The 18,257-nt window shown below is 47.8% G+C and carries 15 protein-coding genes; 6 read left to right on the top strand and 9 right to left on the bottom strand.

The features are described from left to right. Positions 1-191: transposase (locus Q369_RS0124640; protein ID WP_031530384.1), on the top strand; the 191-nt coding region annotated here is incomplete at its 5' end. 146 nt (positions 192-337) lie between these two features. Here the strand turns inward: Q369_RS0124640 and Q369_RS0124635 are convergent. Beyond that, the gene (locus Q369_RS0124635; RefSeq protein ID WP_031530383.1) at positions 338-1,801 is read right to left on the bottom strand and encodes a Gfo/Idh/MocA family protein; all 1,464 of its coding nucleotides are present in this window, start codon (positions 1,799-1,801) and stop codon (positions 338-340) included. Positions 1,802-1,909: 108 nt separating this feature from the next. Here Q369_RS0124635 and Q369_RS0124630 point away from each other — a divergent pair, with 108 nt between their 5' ends. Next, entirely contained in the window at positions 1,910-2,461 is a 552-nt protein-coding gene (locus Q369_RS0124630) for an O-acetyl-ADP-ribose deacetylase (protein ID WP_229206943.1), read from the top strand. An 8-nt stretch (positions 2,462-2,469) separates the two neighbouring features. Here Q369_RS0124630 and Q369_RS0124625 read toward each other — a convergent pair whose 3' ends face one another. Both Q369_RS0124625 and Q369_RS0124620 read right to left on the bottom strand, forming a co-directional pair. Then, the gene (locus Q369_RS0124625; protein WP_262485500.1) at positions 2,470-2,700 is read right to left on the bottom strand and encodes a T9SS type A sorting domain-containing protein; all 231 of its coding nucleotides are present in this window, start codon (positions 2,698-2,700) and stop codon (positions 2,470-2,472) included. 39 nt (positions 2,701-2,739) lie between these two features. Beyond that, positions 2,740-3,774, bottom strand: coding sequence for a hypothetical protein (locus tag Q369_RS0124620; protein ID WP_157488306.1), 1,035 nt, complete (start codon positions 3,772-3,774; stop codon positions 2,740-2,742). 129 nt (positions 3,775-3,903) lie between these two features. On the opposite strand from Q369_RS0124620, the gene Q369_RS0124615 reads away from it, so the two are divergent. Next, positions 3,904-4,596 carry a DUF2461 domain-containing protein gene (locus Q369_RS0124615; RefSeq protein WP_031530379.1) on the top strand — a complete coding sequence of 231 codons (693 nt, stop codon included), beginning with the start codon at positions 3,904-3,906 and terminating at the stop codon, positions 4,594-4,596. Positions 4,597-4,623: 27 nt separating this feature from the next. On the opposite strand, the gene Q369_RS0124610 is transcribed toward Q369_RS0124615, so the two are convergent. From Q369_RS0124610 to Q369_RS0124585, 6 genes are all read right to left on the bottom strand, one after another. Then, entirely contained in the window at positions 4,624-5,964 is a 1,341-nt protein-coding gene (locus Q369_RS0124610) for an amidohydrolase family protein (RefSeq protein ID WP_157488305.1), read from the bottom strand. A gap of 33 nt (positions 5,965-5,997) precedes the next feature. After that, positions 5,998-6,891 (bottom strand): DUF4097 family beta strand repeat-containing protein, encoded by an 894-nt coding sequence (locus Q369_RS0124605; protein ID WP_031530377.1) that lies wholly within the window; start codon positions 6,889-6,891, stop codon positions 5,998-6,000. Between the two features lie 10 nt (positions 6,892-6,901). Continuing rightward, a complete protein-coding gene (locus Q369_RS0124600) occupies positions 6,902-7,471 on the bottom strand; it encodes a hypothetical protein (RefSeq protein WP_031530376.1) in 570 nt (189 codons plus the stop codon). An 8-nt stretch (positions 7,472-7,479) separates the two neighbouring features. Further along, positions 7,480-7,983, bottom strand: coding sequence for an RNA polymerase sigma factor (locus Q369_RS0124595; RefSeq protein ID WP_031530375.1), 504 nt, complete (start codon positions 7,981-7,983; stop codon positions 7,480-7,482). 155 nt (positions 7,984-8,138) lie between these two features. Continuing rightward, positions 8,139-10,703 carry a T9SS type A sorting domain-containing protein gene (locus tag Q369_RS28610; RefSeq protein WP_051664272.1) on the bottom strand — a complete coding sequence of 855 codons (2,565 nt, stop codon included), beginning with the start codon at positions 10,701-10,703 and terminating at the stop codon, positions 8,139-8,141. A 369-nt stretch (positions 10,704-11,072) separates the two neighbouring features. Continuing rightward, positions 11,073-12,710: a vitamin K epoxide reductase family protein gene (locus Q369_RS0124585; RefSeq protein WP_031530373.1), complete on the bottom strand. Its 1,638-nt coding sequence runs from the start codon at positions 12,708-12,710 to the stop codon at positions 11,073-11,075. Positions 12,711-12,872: 162 nt separating this feature from the next. Between Q369_RS0124585 and Q369_RS0124580 the strand changes: the two genes are divergently transcribed. The 3 genes from Q369_RS0124580 (at position 12,873) to Q369_RS0124570 (ending at position 18,249) form a co-directional block, all read left to right on the top strand. After that, positions 12,873-13,661: a LytR/AlgR family response regulator transcription factor gene (locus Q369_RS0124580; protein ID WP_031530372.1), complete on the top strand. Its 789-nt coding sequence runs from the start codon at positions 12,873-12,875 to the stop codon at positions 13,659-13,661. Continuing rightward, positions 13,658-14,848 (top strand): sensor histidine kinase, encoded by a 1,191-nt coding sequence (locus Q369_RS28605; protein WP_051664271.1) that lies wholly within the window; start codon positions 13,658-13,660, stop codon positions 14,846-14,848. The genes Q369_RS0124580 and Q369_RS28605 overlap by 4 nt, the downstream gene beginning before the upstream one ends. Before the next feature lie 323 nt (positions 14,849-15,171). Next, positions 15,172-18,249 (top strand): lantibiotic dehydratase, encoded by a 3,078-nt coding sequence (locus Q369_RS0124570; protein WP_051664270.1) that lies wholly within the window; start codon positions 15,172-15,174, stop codon positions 18,247-18,249. Positions 18,250-18,257 lie beyond the last annotated feature (8 nt).

The following is an 18,257-nucleotide window of genomic DNA, read 5'->3' as shown; positions in this document are numbered from 1 at the left end:
CCAACGAGCTACTAAAAAGTGAAGAAGGAATTGCTAAAAGAAAGAAACGGTGCTTTGATGTCGAACCGGTCTTTGGCAACATCAAAAATAACCACGGCTTCCGCCGGTTTATGCTCCGCGGCAAGCAAAAGGTCGAAATCGAATGGGGACTGATCGCATTAGCCCAGAATCTAAGGAAAAGAGCAGCTTAGGAGCGCCCGTTTCTTGCTTTTTAAGCCGAAAACAGCCGATTAGCTTTGAATGGATCGATATCGCGTTTCAATTTCCACTCAGTTTAAAGCAAATGGACGAGGGTGCCTCGGCTAAAACTGAGACACCCTCTTTGCATTTGTACTTTCTAAACTCCCAGGCTCCAACCTTCGCGGTAATCTCTCTTCACCCATTGGTTGACCTCGTCGAAGTTTGTTACTTTCATATTTTGAGCATCCCAGAGCATCTTCATGTTGCTGCCTGGGTAAGTGTAACCTTTGCCATCTTCACGTGCTTTTGGCATATCTGCGCCGCGGATCGCGAGGTTAGCGCCGAGTATCGCTTCGGTAAGCGGGCCGGCCAGCTCGAATGGTGAGCTCAGCTCCATTTTACCATAACCGGCAATGCAACCCTCTACCCATTGTGCATAGTGACCATCCGCACTTCCTGGTACCCGCGCGAATTTTTGTTTGACTTTCACTTCCTGCATCCGGCTCAGTGGCAGCAAACGCGGATTCGCCGCATATTCACTCGCCATCATTTTACCTTTTGATCCCACAAACAGAATACCGCTGTTTCCGTCACCAAACAATTCATTTGGTCCCAGCTCCTCAGGCCGCTCAGGTTTAATCCCGCCGTCCATCCAGTGCATCGTTACGGGACCTTTCGTTCTCGGTGTTTTTGGGAATGTCAGAGTAGCGTGGCTTGAAGGCGGACAGCTGTCAGGGAAAATACCTCTTTTACCAAATCCTGTAAACACACTTCCCACACTCGCCTGCATGTCTGTCGCATATTTAAGGCCCAGCACGCGGAATGGAGCTTCCATCAGGTGACAGCCCAGGTCGCCCAATGCGCCGGTACCATAATCCCACCAGCCACGCCAGCTGCCCGGGATCAGTCCGTCGACGTAATCTTTATAGGGAGCGGTACCCAGCCAGAGGTCCCAGTTAAGCTCTTTCGGCACAGCGGGCTTGTCGCTCGGCCAGGGAATACCTTGCGGCCAGATCGGCCGGTTGGTCCAGATGTAAACGGTATCCACATCGCCGATCACACCCGCATCGTACCATTCGTGCAGCTGTCTTACACCATCGCCGGACGAACCCTGGTTACCCATTTGCGTCACAACCTTGTATTTGGCAGCTGCCTCGGTGAGCTTTCTGGCTTCCCAGATATCGTGCGTCATAGGTTTTTGTACATACACGTGCTTGCCCATTTGCATTGCCGCCATCGCCACTACCGCGTGGGTATGGTCGGGGGTTGAAACCGAGACTGCATCGAAGTTCTTTGATTCCTTCTCAAACATCTCGCGCCAGTCCTTATAGTATTTGGCTTTCGGATAAGTTTGTACCGTCTCCGCAGCTCTCCTATCGTCTACGTCACACAAATACCCGATGTTGGCTTTGCCGCTTTTGAAAAAACTCGCTATGTCCGATCTGCCTTTTCCTCCCACACCAACTCCGGCAACGGTCAGCATATCGCTGGGTGCGCGGTAACCTTTGCCGAGCACGTGACGCGGCACGATCATAAAACCTGCGGCGGCCGTTGCTGAGGCTTTGATAAATTCCCTCCTCGACGAAGCCGGGCGATCTTTTTGTGTATTCGATTGGTCCATTTTTTGATTAAGGTTTTGCTTTCTGAATATATAAAGGAAGAATAGGTTTAATTTAATGTAGGATACTGAGGTTATTCTTAAAAAACAAGCGGCACCTGACTGTGCGGGATGCCCGCCACTATTACGACATTTACCGACTTTGAGGCTATGATAGAATTGACAAAAGGTGATATCACGAAGATAAATGCAGACGCGATCGTCAATGCAGCCAACTCCTCGCTGCTGGGCGGCGGCGGGGTTGACGGAGCTATTCACAGCGCAGGCGGCAAGGCAATTCTCGATGAATGCATTGCGATCAGGAATAAGCAGGGAGGCTGCAACACCGGGGAAGCGGTGATTACTACGGGAGGGAAACTATCAGCCAAATACGTGATTCACACAGTAGGGCCTGTTTGGAATGGAGGCAATAAAAATGAAGAAGCATTGCTAGCCTCAGCTTATCGCAACAGCTTGCGGCTGGCTGTCGAAAATCAGGTAAAGACAGTCGCTTTTCCAAACATAAGTACCGGTATTTATGGCTTCCCCAAGCAGCGCGCCGCAGAAATTGCTGTTCAAACCGTGCAAGATTTTTTAAAACAAACGACCGGGATTGAGAAGGTACTGTTTGTATGTTATGATGATGAGAATTTTGGCATTTATAAAAGGCTGCTGCCCGGCTAAATGCCTGATTAGTGAACTAGTAGTTTAGAAAAATACGTCGTGCCTGAGCTGGTAGCATATTTCAGGAGATATGTTCCTGGTTTCAGCGAAGGAAGGCTGATGGAACGCGTTTTCGTTTTCGGAAAACCCGATTTCCATACTTCAAGACCAGTCTGGTCTGTGATGGAAATACCGCTGATATCGACACCGGATTGAAAATGCATTTCTCCCCCTGATACCGGATTTGGAAATGTGTTAATGCCAAAATCTCCCTCGCTCAGCTCCCAGATGATCTTACTTTAAGCATAGGTACCGTCTTCATCGATCATCTTCAAACGGTAATACCAGGCTAAACCTTTATCCGCAGTTTGATCCACAAAATGGTATGTATTTTGCGCATTGCCTCCACGCACTTCATATATCTTCTTGAAGCCCGCCTTCGGATCCCTGCTCCTTTCCAGCTCAAACCGGTCGAAATTAATCTCTGATGCTGTCAGCCATTTCAATGCAATTCCTTCCTTGCTACTCACACTACCGAAGGCCGCCAGTGTGACGGGTAAGCTCCCTACATTGATTGCAAACTTGCACGAGCTCACACAAGTATGCGTGAGGTCATCGAGGATTGAGAAAGCTCTCATTGTAATTTCATGCGCACCATTACCAGTGAGCGCAGGCGAGAAGGTCTGCTGATCGCCGAGAACACCGGTACCATAGTAAAACACATCGCCGGGCGTGCTGGTTACACCGCCGGTTATCGTAAAATCACCGTCGCCAGAGCTGGTAAAAATAGGTTCAGGGCAGCTGATAATCGGAGCCGGTTCGTCATAAACAGTTATCTCCGCATTCTGAGATCCCACGCAACCATCCGCAGTGACCGCTGACATGGTGTAAGTATGCGTTCCAACACCTGCAACAGACGGATTGAATACATTGTCGCTAATACCAGGTCCGGAATAGGTTACTGCTGCCTCCACACTTGGGCCGCAGTTTGTTATCGGCTGCGGATCCGAGCCGACGCAAAACATCACTGGTTCAAGGCTGCACAAGAATTCTACCTTTTCAATTACATGCAGGTAAAACTTACAGGTGCTATTGTCAGGCGCAGTGTAGGTTATCTGATGCAGACCACCGCCCGCCACCGCCGGACTGAAAATGCCATTACTCACACCCACTCCCGAATACGTTCCGCCTTCCGGCAACCCAGCAGCTAGCGCAAACGGCGGACGGGTGATACAAACCGCCATAGTCCCATCACAGGTAGTCTGAGCGACGCCGGGAGAAATGGACAGTAGCACTAGCAAGAAAATGAAGTGGATGTTGTAGATTATTCTCATGGTATCCAGTAGAGGTAAATTGATGACTGCAATATAGAGATTGCTGAGATTAAATTAGGATTGAACCACACCACCTGGAATTTTCCCTGTCGTTTATTGTTTGTTACTAAAAATAGCTTCTACTAAAAAGTGTCAGCCGCAACTCTTATCCCCGCTTCCAACCTGGAATTTTTGAGAAAACTAAGAGATAACAACAACCGCGACTGGTTTAATGCACATAAGAATGAATACCTCGAACAGCTGGCATATATCGAAGCATTTGCCGAAGCGTTGCTGGGCGAGATGAACAAACACGATGTGATTGAGACCGTTTCGGGCAAGAAAAGCTTGCAGCGCATTTACCGCGATACCCGCTTTTCACAGGATAAAACACCTTACAAGACCAACTGGAGTGGCGGATTTACCCGCGCAACTGCCCAACGTCGAGGCGGTTATTACTTTCACATTGAACCTGGTAACTCCTTTGTTGCAGGCGGTTTCTGGGCGCCGGAGCCGAGGTATATGAAGCTCATCCGCGATGATATCAGCTTCGATCCCACGCCGCTCCGACAAATTATATCGAGCAAAGAATTTGTAAATACATTCGGTTCTCTGCAAGGAGAGCAGCTAAAAACGACGCCAAAAGGTTTTGATCCGTCGGACGAAGCAATCGACCTGCTGCGCTACAAGCAATTTCTACTGCAACGCAGGTTTACCGACAAGGAAGTGCTCAGCCCAGGTTTCCTTCAGGAGGCAAACCAGACTTACATGCGAATGCGGCCATTCTTTGACTATATGAGCGAAGTACTGACCAGCAATGCGGACGGATCTGCAGAGCTGTAAAAATATTCTCCGAGGGTAAGTTGCGACCTATTTTCTTACATGGATCTCACCTTCCTTCATCACCATTCTAACATCGTACAATGCAGTTTTGAAGTTCTTCTGCAAGTCTCCGTTAAAAACAACAATATCGGCGAACGCACCTTCCTTGATCACGCCGATCTGGTCCTTCATTTCCAGTGCGAAAGCTGCATTGGCAGTGGCAGATTTTAGTACATTTTCAGGAGACAGACCAAAGTCATTGTAGCCCCAGATCGTCTGTTTCGCCTCGTCGCCCCGGGGCATTTGCAAATCGTGGTAAGAATCAGAACCCGCTACCATCAACACACCGGACTTCTCGATCTGGCCCAGCCACTTACGGTAAGACGCAACGTTGGCGGTCAGGTCTTCGGGCTTGTAGGGCATTTTCATCAGCTTATAATATTGTTCAACCACATTAATCGACTGATAAGTGGGCACGAGGTAAATACCTTTTTTAGCCATTAATTCGAGGGTTGCATCTTTAAATCCGTAGCCATGCTCGATACCGTCGACACCTGCTTCAATCGCATTGTGGACAGCCCAGTCCCGATCGCAATGCGCGGTCACTTTTACGCGCTGCGCATGGGCGGTTTCTACGATCGCCTTCATTTCTTCCAAAGTCAGGGTAAGCCGGTTTCCAATCGCAAGGATCTTGATAACATCCACTCCACGGGCAATATGTTCCAAAACAGCCTGCCGCGCCTGATCCACGCCGGTAACCATTGATTGCTCCTGCCGCGAAACCCTGTCGAAATCTTTGATAGGCAACCCGTCAAGCTGCCCGTCCATTGAACCGATAATCGGTCCGGAAACCAGCATACGAGGCCCCGTTATATAACCTTTCTTTATCGCCCTGCTCACTTCCAGGTCCAGGTACTGACCTGAATTTCCCAAATCCCTGATGGTAGTAAAACCGGCATCCAGGTAACTTTTTGCAAAACCAACCGCACGCAGCACGCGCTTTTCAGAAGAATTCATCACGGCGTCGACTGACAAGGCCTCGGTAAGACCCTGGCTGGTCAAGATGTGGGTATGCGCATCAATCAAGCCCGGTGTGACAGTAGCATTGCTGTAATCCAGCACCTCTGTACCCTTTGGAACTTCCAGCCGCTCCCCTACTTTGATGATTGTCTTCCCTTTTACCAATATCTGCCTGTTCTTGGCAAATGCATTTGCTTCCGAATCGTACATCAGGCCAGCCTTGATCAGATAGTGTTTTTCGGTCTGAGCAAAAGAATAATGGGTTAATAAAAGGAATATAAATGCGAATCGAACAGCTAGACTTTTCTTGGCAGCCAGGGTCATAGAATGGAGGTAAGTAAGTGAATCAGGACGTTGTAATCTTTTCAACAGAAAGAAATATCCCCTGATTTCTACTGATAGTTACCTGATGGTCACATTTCCAAACTCGGCGCTGATCGAGACATTGGCCAGGCGGTTCCCGGAGAAGAATGCTTCTTTGAAGTCGGGTGTATTCTTCTTCCATTTAAATCCGTTGGGCAGCTTGATGGAAGTGTAGGCGCTGCTGATGTTGTAATCAAATTGCTGCCAGTTCTTTTGGACAAGCATTACTTCAGTTTTTTTCGAGCGTATCGCCAGGCTGGTAAGTCCGGCGGCGGGGTAGATTTCAACATTGCCGAATTGCGAATCGACTTTCAAAGCTCCTGCTACTTCTGTGAGTACCACCTTGGTATGGTCGCTCGTCAGCGTGAAACTACCTGAGAGCACATTGCCTTTCAGCTCCCCGAAACTGGTATTAAACGTGCCTTTGCCTTCGATATCGGCCAGTGTAGTATTGCAGAAATCTGCTTTGATCTGCAATCCGCGGAGCAATCCTTTGAGCAAAATTGTCCCGAATGTATTTTTAAGATCAACTTCGCAGGTTGCAGGCAGCTGGATTTTGTAATGCGCTTTCACATTCGATTGCGGCTTCATTTCGCCATCTTTTAACAAGATATAGTTGCGCAGAAAGAAATCCTTTCCTGTACGCTCCGCCAGGTACTGAATTTTGGCCAGGTCGCGCGCCGCTACTGCTCTGTCAGGGTGCCGCGCAGAAAGCTGCATTACAATGGAAATCTCGTTTTTATCCCACGTAATTACCTCTATATCCGCTTTCTCCGCATTGATATACAAGGTACGGACCGAAGATGCAGCTACATTCTTTTCAATGGTGCGCGTGGCTACCTGCAAAGTTCCCTGTCCCCGAAGCTGCGCGGCTGTCAGGCAGCAGAGCAACAGGCAAACTGTCGATTTCAAAAGCAAATGCAATTGTTTCATGGGATTTTGGCTAAATCATTTTGGCCATTTCATTTAAAATAGCTGCTTTTTGTCTTTCAATGCTATTGAGCTGCTTCATTAGCTCAGGCTCTGTGTTATACTGTCCGATTGCCTCCTGCAGCTGGCTCGACGCTGAATGCAGCGTTTCGAACTCTTCTCTCAATCGCTTGTACCGGCCGCTGTTACATACCAGCGTTTCGGTTTCGCAGTAAGCTTTCAATACCTGATAATGCTGATCTGTGTCCATTTCCCCGCTGATTTGAAGTCGCGGATCAAACTGTTCCTGCGCAAAATTAACGTGTGTCACCCGAACTTCACGCCAGACCAGCAGCCCAGAAACCCCTGCAATGAAAATCGCAGCTGCATATTGCCAGCCGGCATACCGGCCTCTGCCTGGCGCTTTCCGCTCAATATTTTCCCAAACCAGCGGAGCAGGTGAATAATCGGGTAATTCCTGTACTGCTTTGCGCAATGGTTCCTCACTCAGCCTCTCCCTGATCGCGTCCCACGCTTGCGGCGTCGGTGTGTAGCCGGGCAGCTTGGCGAGTGCATTTTTTAATGTATTTTGATTCTTATCCATTGTTCCATTCATGTAAGCATCCCACGCAGCTTTCTTTTCGCGTGAAACAACTGTGATTTGGATGTACCTTCCGAGATTCCAAGCGTGACCGCGATTTCCCGGTGCGTGTACCCTTCCACTTCTGCCAATACGAAAATGGTCCGAAATCCATCCGGCAGCGACAAGATTGCCGTTTCCAGGTGAGATGCATTGATCTCCTCTTCTCCCCAATCGACCCCGCCGACTGTCACATCATCAATGTTCTCCCAGATTACAATGCGCTTCTTCTTCGTAGACCGCCGGATTACAATCGTTTTGATCCAGGCTCCCAAGGTAGACTCGCCCCGGAACTGATCCAAATGGCGGAACACGTCCAAAAACGAGTCCTGTATCACATCATTGGCGTCGTCGAAATCACCCGTAATCCGGTAAGCGAGGGTGTACATGGCGTTCTTATAGCGATCGTACAACTGGCGCTGCGCAATTCTGTCATGTAGAAGACACCCCGAAATCAATTCCGCCTCCGTGGTCATAGTTGATGTTGATTTGTATTAAAGAGGCCGGGCCGGCTCTGAATGGTTGTATCAGTTTGGAATAATTGAAAATAAAACGGGCGTACCAATGCATTGAAGCAAGGCACGCCCGTGTAACCTTCCGTCTGTTGAAACAGACGGGTAGGGATTTATTGTTAGTTTGCTACCAGTACTTTGTGTCGCAGCTGTTCGCTTCCGTAGGTTGCGGTAAGAATGTACAAGCCCGGGTGTAGCTTTCCGCGCGCCCTCACAGCAAGCTTGTTGATCGCAGTCTTTTCGGTGCTCACTGCAACGTCACGGCCCAGCAGGTCAGTCAGTTTTATCTTCGGCTCCTGTCCTGCAAATTCGAGGTTGATAACGCCTGCATTGACCGGATTCGGGTAAAGTACAACTCCGTTACCAACTTCCATCTTCACTACATTGATCCTGGAAAATGCAAAGCTGCTGTCCCGATCCACCATTTTCAACCGGTACAAGTTTTCTCCTGCTACCGGGTTTTGATCTGTGAATGTATAGTTTGTAAGAATTTTGCTGTCGGTAGCCGAAGCCACTTTCCCAATCGAAAGCCAGGTTTTTCCGTCAAGGCTGTGCTGGATAGCGAAGTGATCGCTGTTCGACTCCTCGGAAGTTTGCCATTTTAGTTCTACTGCATTCTCTTTCTTAGCCGCAGTAAAGTCTACCAGCTTAACCGGCAGCGGAGACGCTTTATCAGCAGTGATATAAAAAGAAGAAGAAAGGTCATTTGCTGAAAAACTAACTTTCCAGACATTCAGCATCGAATCCCAACGCACGTCCTGATCGGCAGGGTCGATGACAGCGTCCATTGTTCTCGAAGAGCTGGTGCCGCCCGATTGAACAACCCGCAGCTTTTTCTTGAAATCTTCCGGGTCGGCAGGGTTAACCGGCAACTTTTCAGAGCTAACCGTATTGAACGCATTGAATTCGTCCTGGCTCACGTATAAAGTAATTGTCGCCTGACCTGCGCCGGAGTTGCCCGGTACAAACTTCCAGTGACGCTGGACAAAAGGCTGTCCTTCACGCATGATCACCTGATTTTCAATAGTTACATAAGCTTTGAAATGTGCATTGTTATCCGAAAGTCCATTCCCTTTTACAGTACCGATCACGCGGCAATCGTCTGCCGTGAGGTGGTAGTCAACATTGTTCGGGACAATCGCTGACGCCTGTTCTCCATTGCGGGATAGTTTGAGGTCTTTGTAAAAACATCCTTTAGTAGTTACATCGTCTTTCATGTAAATATTAACTGGCTTATTCCCCGCGTTGCCGTAAGCATTACGCCAGTTCTTGTAAGCGTCGCAATCATTTGAATAGTGGTCGCGGTTGGTGTAACAGCCGTCGCTGTTGATCAGATTAGACAAAGTAAAGCTGTCATTGTTGGAAGGCTGCGGCACGGTGACCTGCTGATTTTTCACCCAATTGTTAGTCAGGTTCTTGATCGCATTCACCGCATCCTGCGACTTCAATGCATTTTCCAGGTAAAACAAAGTTACAATCTGCGCCCCGTGTGTGTAGCTTTCCTCAGCAAGCCTCACCACCGAATAGGCGTCCGTTACGTAAGCTGCTTCATTCACATACAGGCGGTTAGGCAGGTTGGAACGCAGAAGGTCCAATGCAAACCGGTGATCGTAATAGATGTCGTCATTGATCTTGATCCCGTCGAGGTCTCTGCCGATCTCGTCAAACGGCAAAGTACCGCGTGCACGTGACAGCTTGTCGTAAACTGACCCGTGGTGCGAGATCACCTTGATATTAGAGTTTATTCCTTTTACAGTGTTTTTGAAAAGTATGTTGGTTTGCTTCAATACGTGTGTGCGGTAGAGAAACCAGTCTGTTCCGTCAGGTTGTGTAAATGTGCTTCCCGATGGCTTCTTAGGATTTACATCATTGAAGGAATTGTAGTTTTTCCCCCAGGCCGAATTCAATGCTGAGATTTCACCGTATTTCCCGATCAGCCAGCTGCGGTAACCTTGTACCATCGGAGCAGAATAATCTGTTAATGCGTAGGCCAGGTCGAGCGGGTCTTCGTAATGGTATTTGGTCGATCCCATTTCAAATTCACCTTCTCCCTGTCTGGTATATACGAGGTTCACATAAAGCAGGTTGCCGCTATCCTGCAGGTGTTTGTAGCGTTGGATTACCTCGCTTGTAAAGCTCGTGATCCGGTCACGTGTAGACTGCGCGACGAGCGACGTCATCACAAACTGCAGGCTGATGTTTGGCCGGATAGGACCACCCCATTTCTGAAAAACTGCCTCTTCTCCGCTGTAATTGGCAACTACCATCCGTTCCTCTTTCTTCCATCCGTCACCGGTATTGATACCAAAACGGTCGGAGGCGCTGTTGGTAACATCGTCGCCTGTACTTACCGCAATATTCAGCGCAATCTTCATATTCAGCGAAAGAGCCAGCGCGATCTGATCGTCATACTGCTTCCAGACGTTGTAGCCGCTGCCATTTTCATCTTTCAGGATCCTGGAAATTTTACCGTGGATCACGCCCCACTGCACTGTCATTGCGACTGCATTGCAACCCACGCCTTTGGCCTGCTCAATCACATCCAGTGAGGGTTTATCATTTTCATTCACCAGTGAGACCGCGAAATAACGGGGCTGGGCGGATAGTGTGATTGAGGAGACAAGAAGAGAAGAAATACAATAAAGTCTTACAATACTTCTGTTGAAAAGTATCCGTTTTTTCATAGTACAATTATTCCAAATTTTAGGTGTTTATTTTAAGAGGAGTCTCACCAATGTGTAGTTTCTGTCATATTCAAGCTTCACATTCCTAGTTTAACGCGAGTAGTAATTTTACGCATAAATGTAAATTAATTTCTACCAAACATTTGTTACGCGAAGTTTAAAAAAGCACAAATTCTTTGAAAGTTTATATGATTTATTGAACATAATACAATAAAAATGCAAAAAGTGTAGCGTTGATTCTACACCGGGAGCAAATCACTGGGGTATTTCAAACTCATACTGAGAAGAACTATTGAGATTTGAGAACAGGAAAAATCCCTGTACTGAGGGGAAGTTTTGTAGCAGACTGGAAATGGATTTATCCGCTTCTTAGTAACGCACGAGATCACCGTTAACCCGGATCAGCCTGCAAAGCTTTTCCACATCCCGTACCGCGTACAGGCGTGGCAGTTCATGTCCGTTGAGGAACAATGCCGGTGTGGTGCTGATGCCGGCGAGCTCAATCCAGCTCAGGTGCAATTCCAGCTGGCGGTCAGCCGAATGATCCGAAGGAACTGATTCAATGCATTTTAGCCATCTGCTTTTACCCAAAAACCTGAGCAGGAACCACTTTTCAAGCCAGCCCGGAATCTCTGTTTCAGGCAGGTTCAACAACTTTTTCACGACCACACCGGATTCGTCGCCGGGAGCCGTGGACGCTGAGAAGACGATCTGGACTTGTACATCCGCTGAGACAGAAACCAGTTCCCTGACCTGCCCGTGCACCTGTGCGCAGGCTTCGCACGAGGGGTTTGTCACAACCGTAAGTACATTGGCGGCATCGGGATTACCCAGCCTGCCTATTTTCATTTGCTCGAAAAAAGCCGGAATGTATTTGTTTTTGCCAAAAAGTGCCTGCACGTAGCCCGCGTCGAATTTAAGCTGCTCTATTGTTTTCTCGACCGCAGGAAGCCGGAGCGACGCGATAAGCCCTTTTTTTATTATCCACCAGAACAGCAGCAGGATCGGCACAACGATCAGGAAAACAGGTAGCACATTGGATACAAACATCAGCGAACGCTCGCTTGTATAATGAAAGCCCACCCAGAACTCGGCCCAGAGCACAACCTGGGCCGCAAGGCACAGAAGACACCAGCGACGTGCCACAAACGCTTGATAATAAACGGAGTAAAATGTGTAAGGTATGGTGATCATATTAACGAGGATCAACCACGCAAGCAGCTCGGGCACATGCCTGGAAAGCAGCGAAAAAACCATGACGCTCAGCGTAGCCAGAAAATAAATCAGCCCAATCTCTGACCAGTTGACGCCGAGAAACCGGCCGGCCATTGATTCCAGCAAGCTCCTGCAATTGAAATGCTGGCTGTTCTGACATATGCGCCGCAGGTAACTGTTGGAAGAATCCAGATTATACCAGACAAGGATAAGACTCATGATCAAACCCAGACATTTGAGCACGAGCAGCTCAAAAAATGGCGCTTTAACATCTGCGGTAAGGTGCCCGGGAGAATAGAAGAGCGTGCCGCAAAGTGACACTGCCGCCGCCATTGCAAAAGCCACCATTCGAAAGTGATCCTGCCTTTCCAGTTTTTTCTTTTTCTCGAACTCGGGATCGCCAGCGAGCTCGCTGTATTCGGACATCAGGACTACTCCCGTCCATTTTTTACCAAAATCTTCAATAGCCTCTTTCCGGATCCCCTCGCCGGTATGCAGCCATTCTACCTTCCCTTCACTCACCGAGCGGACAGTCGCCATCATGCCGCCATCTACATTCAGCATCAGAAGCGCGGGTACCGGTATGGTGCTGAGCATATCCGGACTAAGCTTGGCGGTCATGTGGGGGACATTCAGCTCATCGAGCACATCACTGATTGCGGTAAGCCCCGGGAAGTCCGGATGCAGCCATAGCTTTTCTCTTACTGTTGCAGAAGTAACCTTTACTTTGTTCATTTTGAGAAGCGAGTCCACCGCACGATAGACGTTTTCTTCGGTCGCATTGAGCTTCATAATGGTTCAACAGTGGTGAATAGTTGTGACGTTTGTCCTTAATTTCAAAATAAAAGCATGCATTACGGTGCAGAAAATAAATTCGTCCAATGCTGCATTAACTTCGACAAATGCCTATATTATTGCGATAAATTTCAAGCCTTCCAGACCTCCGCCACGACTATGATCTCTTCTCCAAGGTTACGCTGCATGATTGTGGACGATGAACTCGTCGCGCGTGACCTGATCCAGAAGTACGTGAGCAAAACACCCTATCTGGACCTGGTAGCCGTTTGCAGCACAGCCACAGAAGCATTATTTCAGATCCGCGACCTGCAACCGGAGCTGATTTTTCTGGACATTGAAATGCCTGGCATTACTGGTTTTGAGTTACTGAAATTGCTGCCTGCGGCGCGTCCGGCAGTGATCATGATAACCGCCGATCCGTCGTATGCTTTGGAAGGGTATGAGCAGCAGGTGACTGATTATCTGATGAAACCCGTTTCGTTCGACCGGTTTTCCAAAGCAGTAAACAAGGCGCTTCAAAACCGTCCTGTGCCAGCTGCGCAGCCCGTTGAAGCGCCAAAAGAATTGCAGCCAGCGGAGCACGCTCCCGAAGAATCACTGAATGCGCTCAAACCGCAGTCAGACTTTCTTTTGCTGAAAGAGAATAAGAAACTGATCAGGGTGCGGCCGGAAGAAATTCACTTTATCGAGGGAATGAAGGATTATCTGAAACTTTACTGGTCCGACCGAGTCTCGATCATCCACATGAAAATGTCGACCATCGAAGACATACTTTCGAAGCACCTTTTTCTCCGCGTAAACCGGTCATACATCATCAACAAGGACGCCATTCATGAGATCGAGGGCAATGAGATTACAACGCGGAACGGCAAGAAAGTACCCATCGGAGTGACTTACCGGGCCGATGTGATGAACGCTCTTCTGAACAACAAGCTCTGGAAATGATGACGAAGGATAAGATTATCCGATTTTCTCTTCATTTGCTGACCTGGTTGCTTACCTGGGCCACTTTGCGTTATTTCTCGATTCCTACATTGACAAAGGACAACCTTGATGTAGTCTGGCACGCATCTGGTATCATCCTGATTCAGTCGATGGCCGTGTTTTATCTGCTTGGCTATGTAGTTTTCCCAAGATTTTTGTACCCAAAACGACTTCTACTTCTTGCCATCTGTCTGCTTGTGATATTTCAGATCATTCACATCAGTAATTATTATGAGGTGAAATATCTTGCGTCAATCAGCAATGATAAGTCAGGGAAAGGATTGATATACATCACAAAGTTCTGGCTCGAATTCTTGAAGCCAAAGCCATGGACTTCGTGCTTCACAGAATTCCGTGTCGCCTATGTCGATTACGCATGGAGCCTTTTTTACGTAACACCTATCCTGGCTATCAAGGTCATGCGTGACGTAATTAGCCTTAGAACACAGAATCTGAGACTTGAACGCGACTGGCTGGTTTCTGAGAAAAATAATTTGGATCTAAAAAGTCAAAGTCTTCAACTACAAAGAGATAATCTGAATCTTGAGTTAAGCTTCCTTAAATCTCAGATTAATCCGCACTTTCTTTTCAACACGCTGAACGCTATCTATGCCAAAACAGCGGACATTGACGAGCAGGCAGCGGATCTTGTTCTGCGTCTTGCAAGCTTAATGCGGTACAGCCTATACGAATCGAATCGTGAAAAGGTCGTTTTAAGTAAGGAAGTAGAATATATTGAAAGTTATATAGAGCTGGAAAAGAATCGATTTGCAGAGAAAGTAAATATCGATTACACGTTGGAAGGAGATCCGGACCGCTACTTTATAGCCCCTCTTCTACTCATATCTTTTGTAGAAAACGCCTTTAAACACGGGGTTAGCCGAAGCGTTGACAACGCTTATGTTAAGATCAGTATAATACTTGACGGGCCTAGCCTGTTCTTCTCTGTGAAAAACAGCGTTCACAAGGGCGCGCCCGGAGTGAAGAAGACTGCCGAACAGCCCGGCGGATTTGGTATCCTGAATACAACAAAGCGATTAGAGCTATTATACCCAAAGCGACACCAGTTCACTGTTTTTGAAGAAGAAGACGCATTTCAAATCGATTTGCGACTTGATCTTGCCACAACGGGAGTAATGGTAAACTAATTCAGTTTTCAATTTGTCGCTCTTCTGACCCCATTCGTCGAAAATTTCGCCGCATCGGTCTAAATAATTACTTCACCTATTCTCATTTCAATACTTTCGCTAATGTTATTATGATTAGTAACATTAGCCGTATGAGAAATGTAGCCATCATGAATCAAACTAAACCAGGGATAGATTTGCGCTTGAAAAAAGAGCGTCTGATTAACGTTACTCCCAATTTATACTCGGGCAAAGTGACGGACTTAAATACGACACAACAAAGCACGCCTCTTTGCTTCGGTTTTTAAACTTATATGATCTATTAGCCAAAATCATTATGTCAAATGATCGATCACCTGGGTTTTTATATGATCCGCAGGCCTGTTAAGTCAGTTGACCACCTATTCCATATTCATCAACAACTAACAGCAAGGCCGCTTGAAACACTTTTAAAAGAGTATTACGAGCGAGACCTGCTGGCACGAGAGGCGATCCTGGTCGCCTCTCCTCATTTTTTTGAAAGAATGATGCACTGGCTGCGCGGTGAGCAGGTCAGTGAAAAAAAGCAACTCTTAGCCACACTATACAAATACCTGCTCCGAAGCACAACACGCTGCACACCTTTCGGACTATTTTCATGCTGCGCAACAGGCGAGATCGGCGAGGATAATATGATCGGGTTATCTGGTACCCGGCTGGAAAAACACATTTCGCTCGACACGGAAGTATTGGCTGCATTAAGTGCCCGGCTGATCAATATACCCGAAATCCGAGCGCAGTTGCCATTTTTTGTCAACACTTCCCTTTACGATGCTGGTAATAAATACCACTATGTAGAGCTGCTCAGTAATCGTAGCCAAAGTAAATACTTCATCAGCGGACTCGAAAAGTCGGAAGCGCTGTCGCTCGTACTTGACGCCTGCAAAACAGGTGCTTATGTAAAAGACCTTGCTTTGATGCTGATGTACAAGGGCAATGACCCACATGAAGCACTGCACTTTGTAGAGCTGCTGATCGAAAATCAAATCATAGTTTCTGACACCAATCTTACAATTTCAGGTCCTGGTTATCTGCCCTATCTAATTTCCATTCTTGAAAAAATGGAAGATACCGGAGATCTGCTGTTGTCCCTGAAAGCCATTCAGTCCAGCCTGCAAAGGTCCACTGATATGCAGGCGACGAATGAAAAATTGACTTCTGATCTGCGAAAACTGGATATTCCGCTGGATAAGCCGGCCACCATTAAAGTGGATACCTTTTTTCAGACAGGTTATGACCAATTAAGTGACAAGTTAATCGATGAAATTGGGAGTGACATCGAAAAACTGATGGTTCTCAATCAGTCAAAACTACCAGCCGATCTGCTGAATTTCAGAAAAAGACTCATTGAAAGGTATGGCGGAGAAGAGGTTTCACTTGCAGAAGCACTGGATGAAGAAGTGGGGATCGGCTATGGCGCAAAATGCGGCAGTGCATGCTCCCCGATGATCGAGGATCTTGACCTCCCCGCCAGTGAGCCCATACCACCGCAACCTGAAATGTGGTGGCAGCAATTCCTTGCCGGCAAGTATTACCATGCCGTGCAGGGGGGCCAAAACGAGATCAGGCTCACAAATGAAGACCTGCTGTTTATCGCCAAAAACCGCTCCGTGGAACCAGGTACGAAGAGAGCAGGAAGCTTCTTCCTGTTCGGGAACCTGCTGGCAGAATCAAATCAGTCGCTTGACCAAGGTAATTATCAATTCAACTTACTGGCTTGCCAGGGACCATCTGCCGTCAATATGATGAGCCGGTTTGCGCAAGGGATTGAGGGACTGGATAGCAAACTGCGGTACTGCGCCCGGACCGAGCAGCAAATGCACCCGGAGGTAATTTTCGCCGAAATCATCCACCATCCCGATAACAAGGCAGGGAACATTGTCAACCGGCCCGTTTTGTACAAATACGAAATCCCGTACCTCGGCCAGGCAAGTGTAAGCGAAGCATTCAGGATCCGCGTCGACGATCTGCTGGTTTCCGTGATAAACAATGAGATTGTGCTGCGGTCAAAACGTTTGAACAAACGGATTATACCTCGGCTGTCGAACATGCACAATCACCGCACAGGACTGCCTGTGTACCGGTTTCTTTCCGATCTTCAGGAGCAGGATGCCAATTTGAACCTGATCTGGGACTGGGGCTTCCTTTCGAAGTTACCGCATTTGCCGAGGATCAGTTATAACAAAATTATAGTCAGCCGCGAAAGCTGGCTGCTGCAAACCAATGCATTTCGCGAGCGCGATTTACAAGCGCTTCAACAGCAGCTGCGGCGATTGAAAGTCCCGGAGCGCTTTGTAGTAGCTTCCGGAGACAATGAACTGCTTATCGACACCTCCCTGCCGGATTCAATGCAGCTGCTGGCCGACATTTGCCGTCAAAACGAAACTGTCAAGTTGATGGAATTCCTGGGTGAGCCAGCGCAATGCGTCCTTTCTGACGGCAGCGATAAGTTCGTATCCGAGCTCGTGATTCCTTTTATCGATCGGAGCGTCCCTCCTATACGCGGAATTTCGGTCCCCGAGCATAGTGATATCCCTACGAGCTACATTCTCGGAGACGAATGGTTGTATTTAAAACTCTATACACACGACAAATCAAATGAATCGCCCCTGATCAGTCTGCTATACCAGACCGTCGGTAACCTGATACGGACTGAGACGATCGAGTCCTTTTTCTTTGTCCGGTACCAGGATCCTGATCCCCACCTGCGCCTGCGTTTCAAAGGAAACCCCGCTGATAAATTTCACATAAAGGTGATCAGGGTAATCAGACAGGCGCTGGAACCTATTATCAAATCGGGCGTTGTTTACAACATTCAAACGAATATCTACCAAAGGGAAATTACCAGGTACGGGCGACAAAACATGGAGCTCTGTGAGCAGTTCTTCCACTTTGATTCGCTGGATACCATGCGGTTCCTGGCCAGCCGGAGCTGCGAAGAGCATGAGCGCTTTTTATTCGCGATCAAGAAAACCGACCTGATATTAACTCGTTCGGGATTATCAATGAAGCAGAAACATGCGCTGCTGGAAAAGCTTAAAGACGGTTTTTTCGAGGAATTTAAGGGAGATACTGCATTGCGGAAGAAGCTGAATGTCAGGTTCCAGCAAAGCAAAAATGAGATACACCAAACCTTGCTGCTGGCGGAATTTGATATCTGCGCAGACCAGCAGCAAATCCTCGCTAAACTCGCCGCAACCGACAACCTGCAAAAGGAATCGCTGCTATCTAGCCTGGTTCATATGAGTATCAACCGCATTTTTGCAAGCCAGCAGAGAACCTACGAGCTGATTTTGTACCATTGTTTGCTTAAATATTACGACGCGCAAATTGCGATCCGAAAACCAGTTACAGCCAGGAACATGGAAGTGGAGCGGCATTGAGCAAAGCG

Source organism: Dyadobacter crusticola DSM 16708 (assembly GCF_000701505.1).
Taxonomy (GTDB): domain Bacteria; phylum Bacteroidota; class Bacteroidia; order Cytophagales; family Spirosomataceae; genus Dyadobacter; species Dyadobacter crusticola.
The sequence above is the reverse complement of the archived record's forward strand: the minus strand, read 5'-3'. Positions and strand labels throughout refer to the sequence as shown.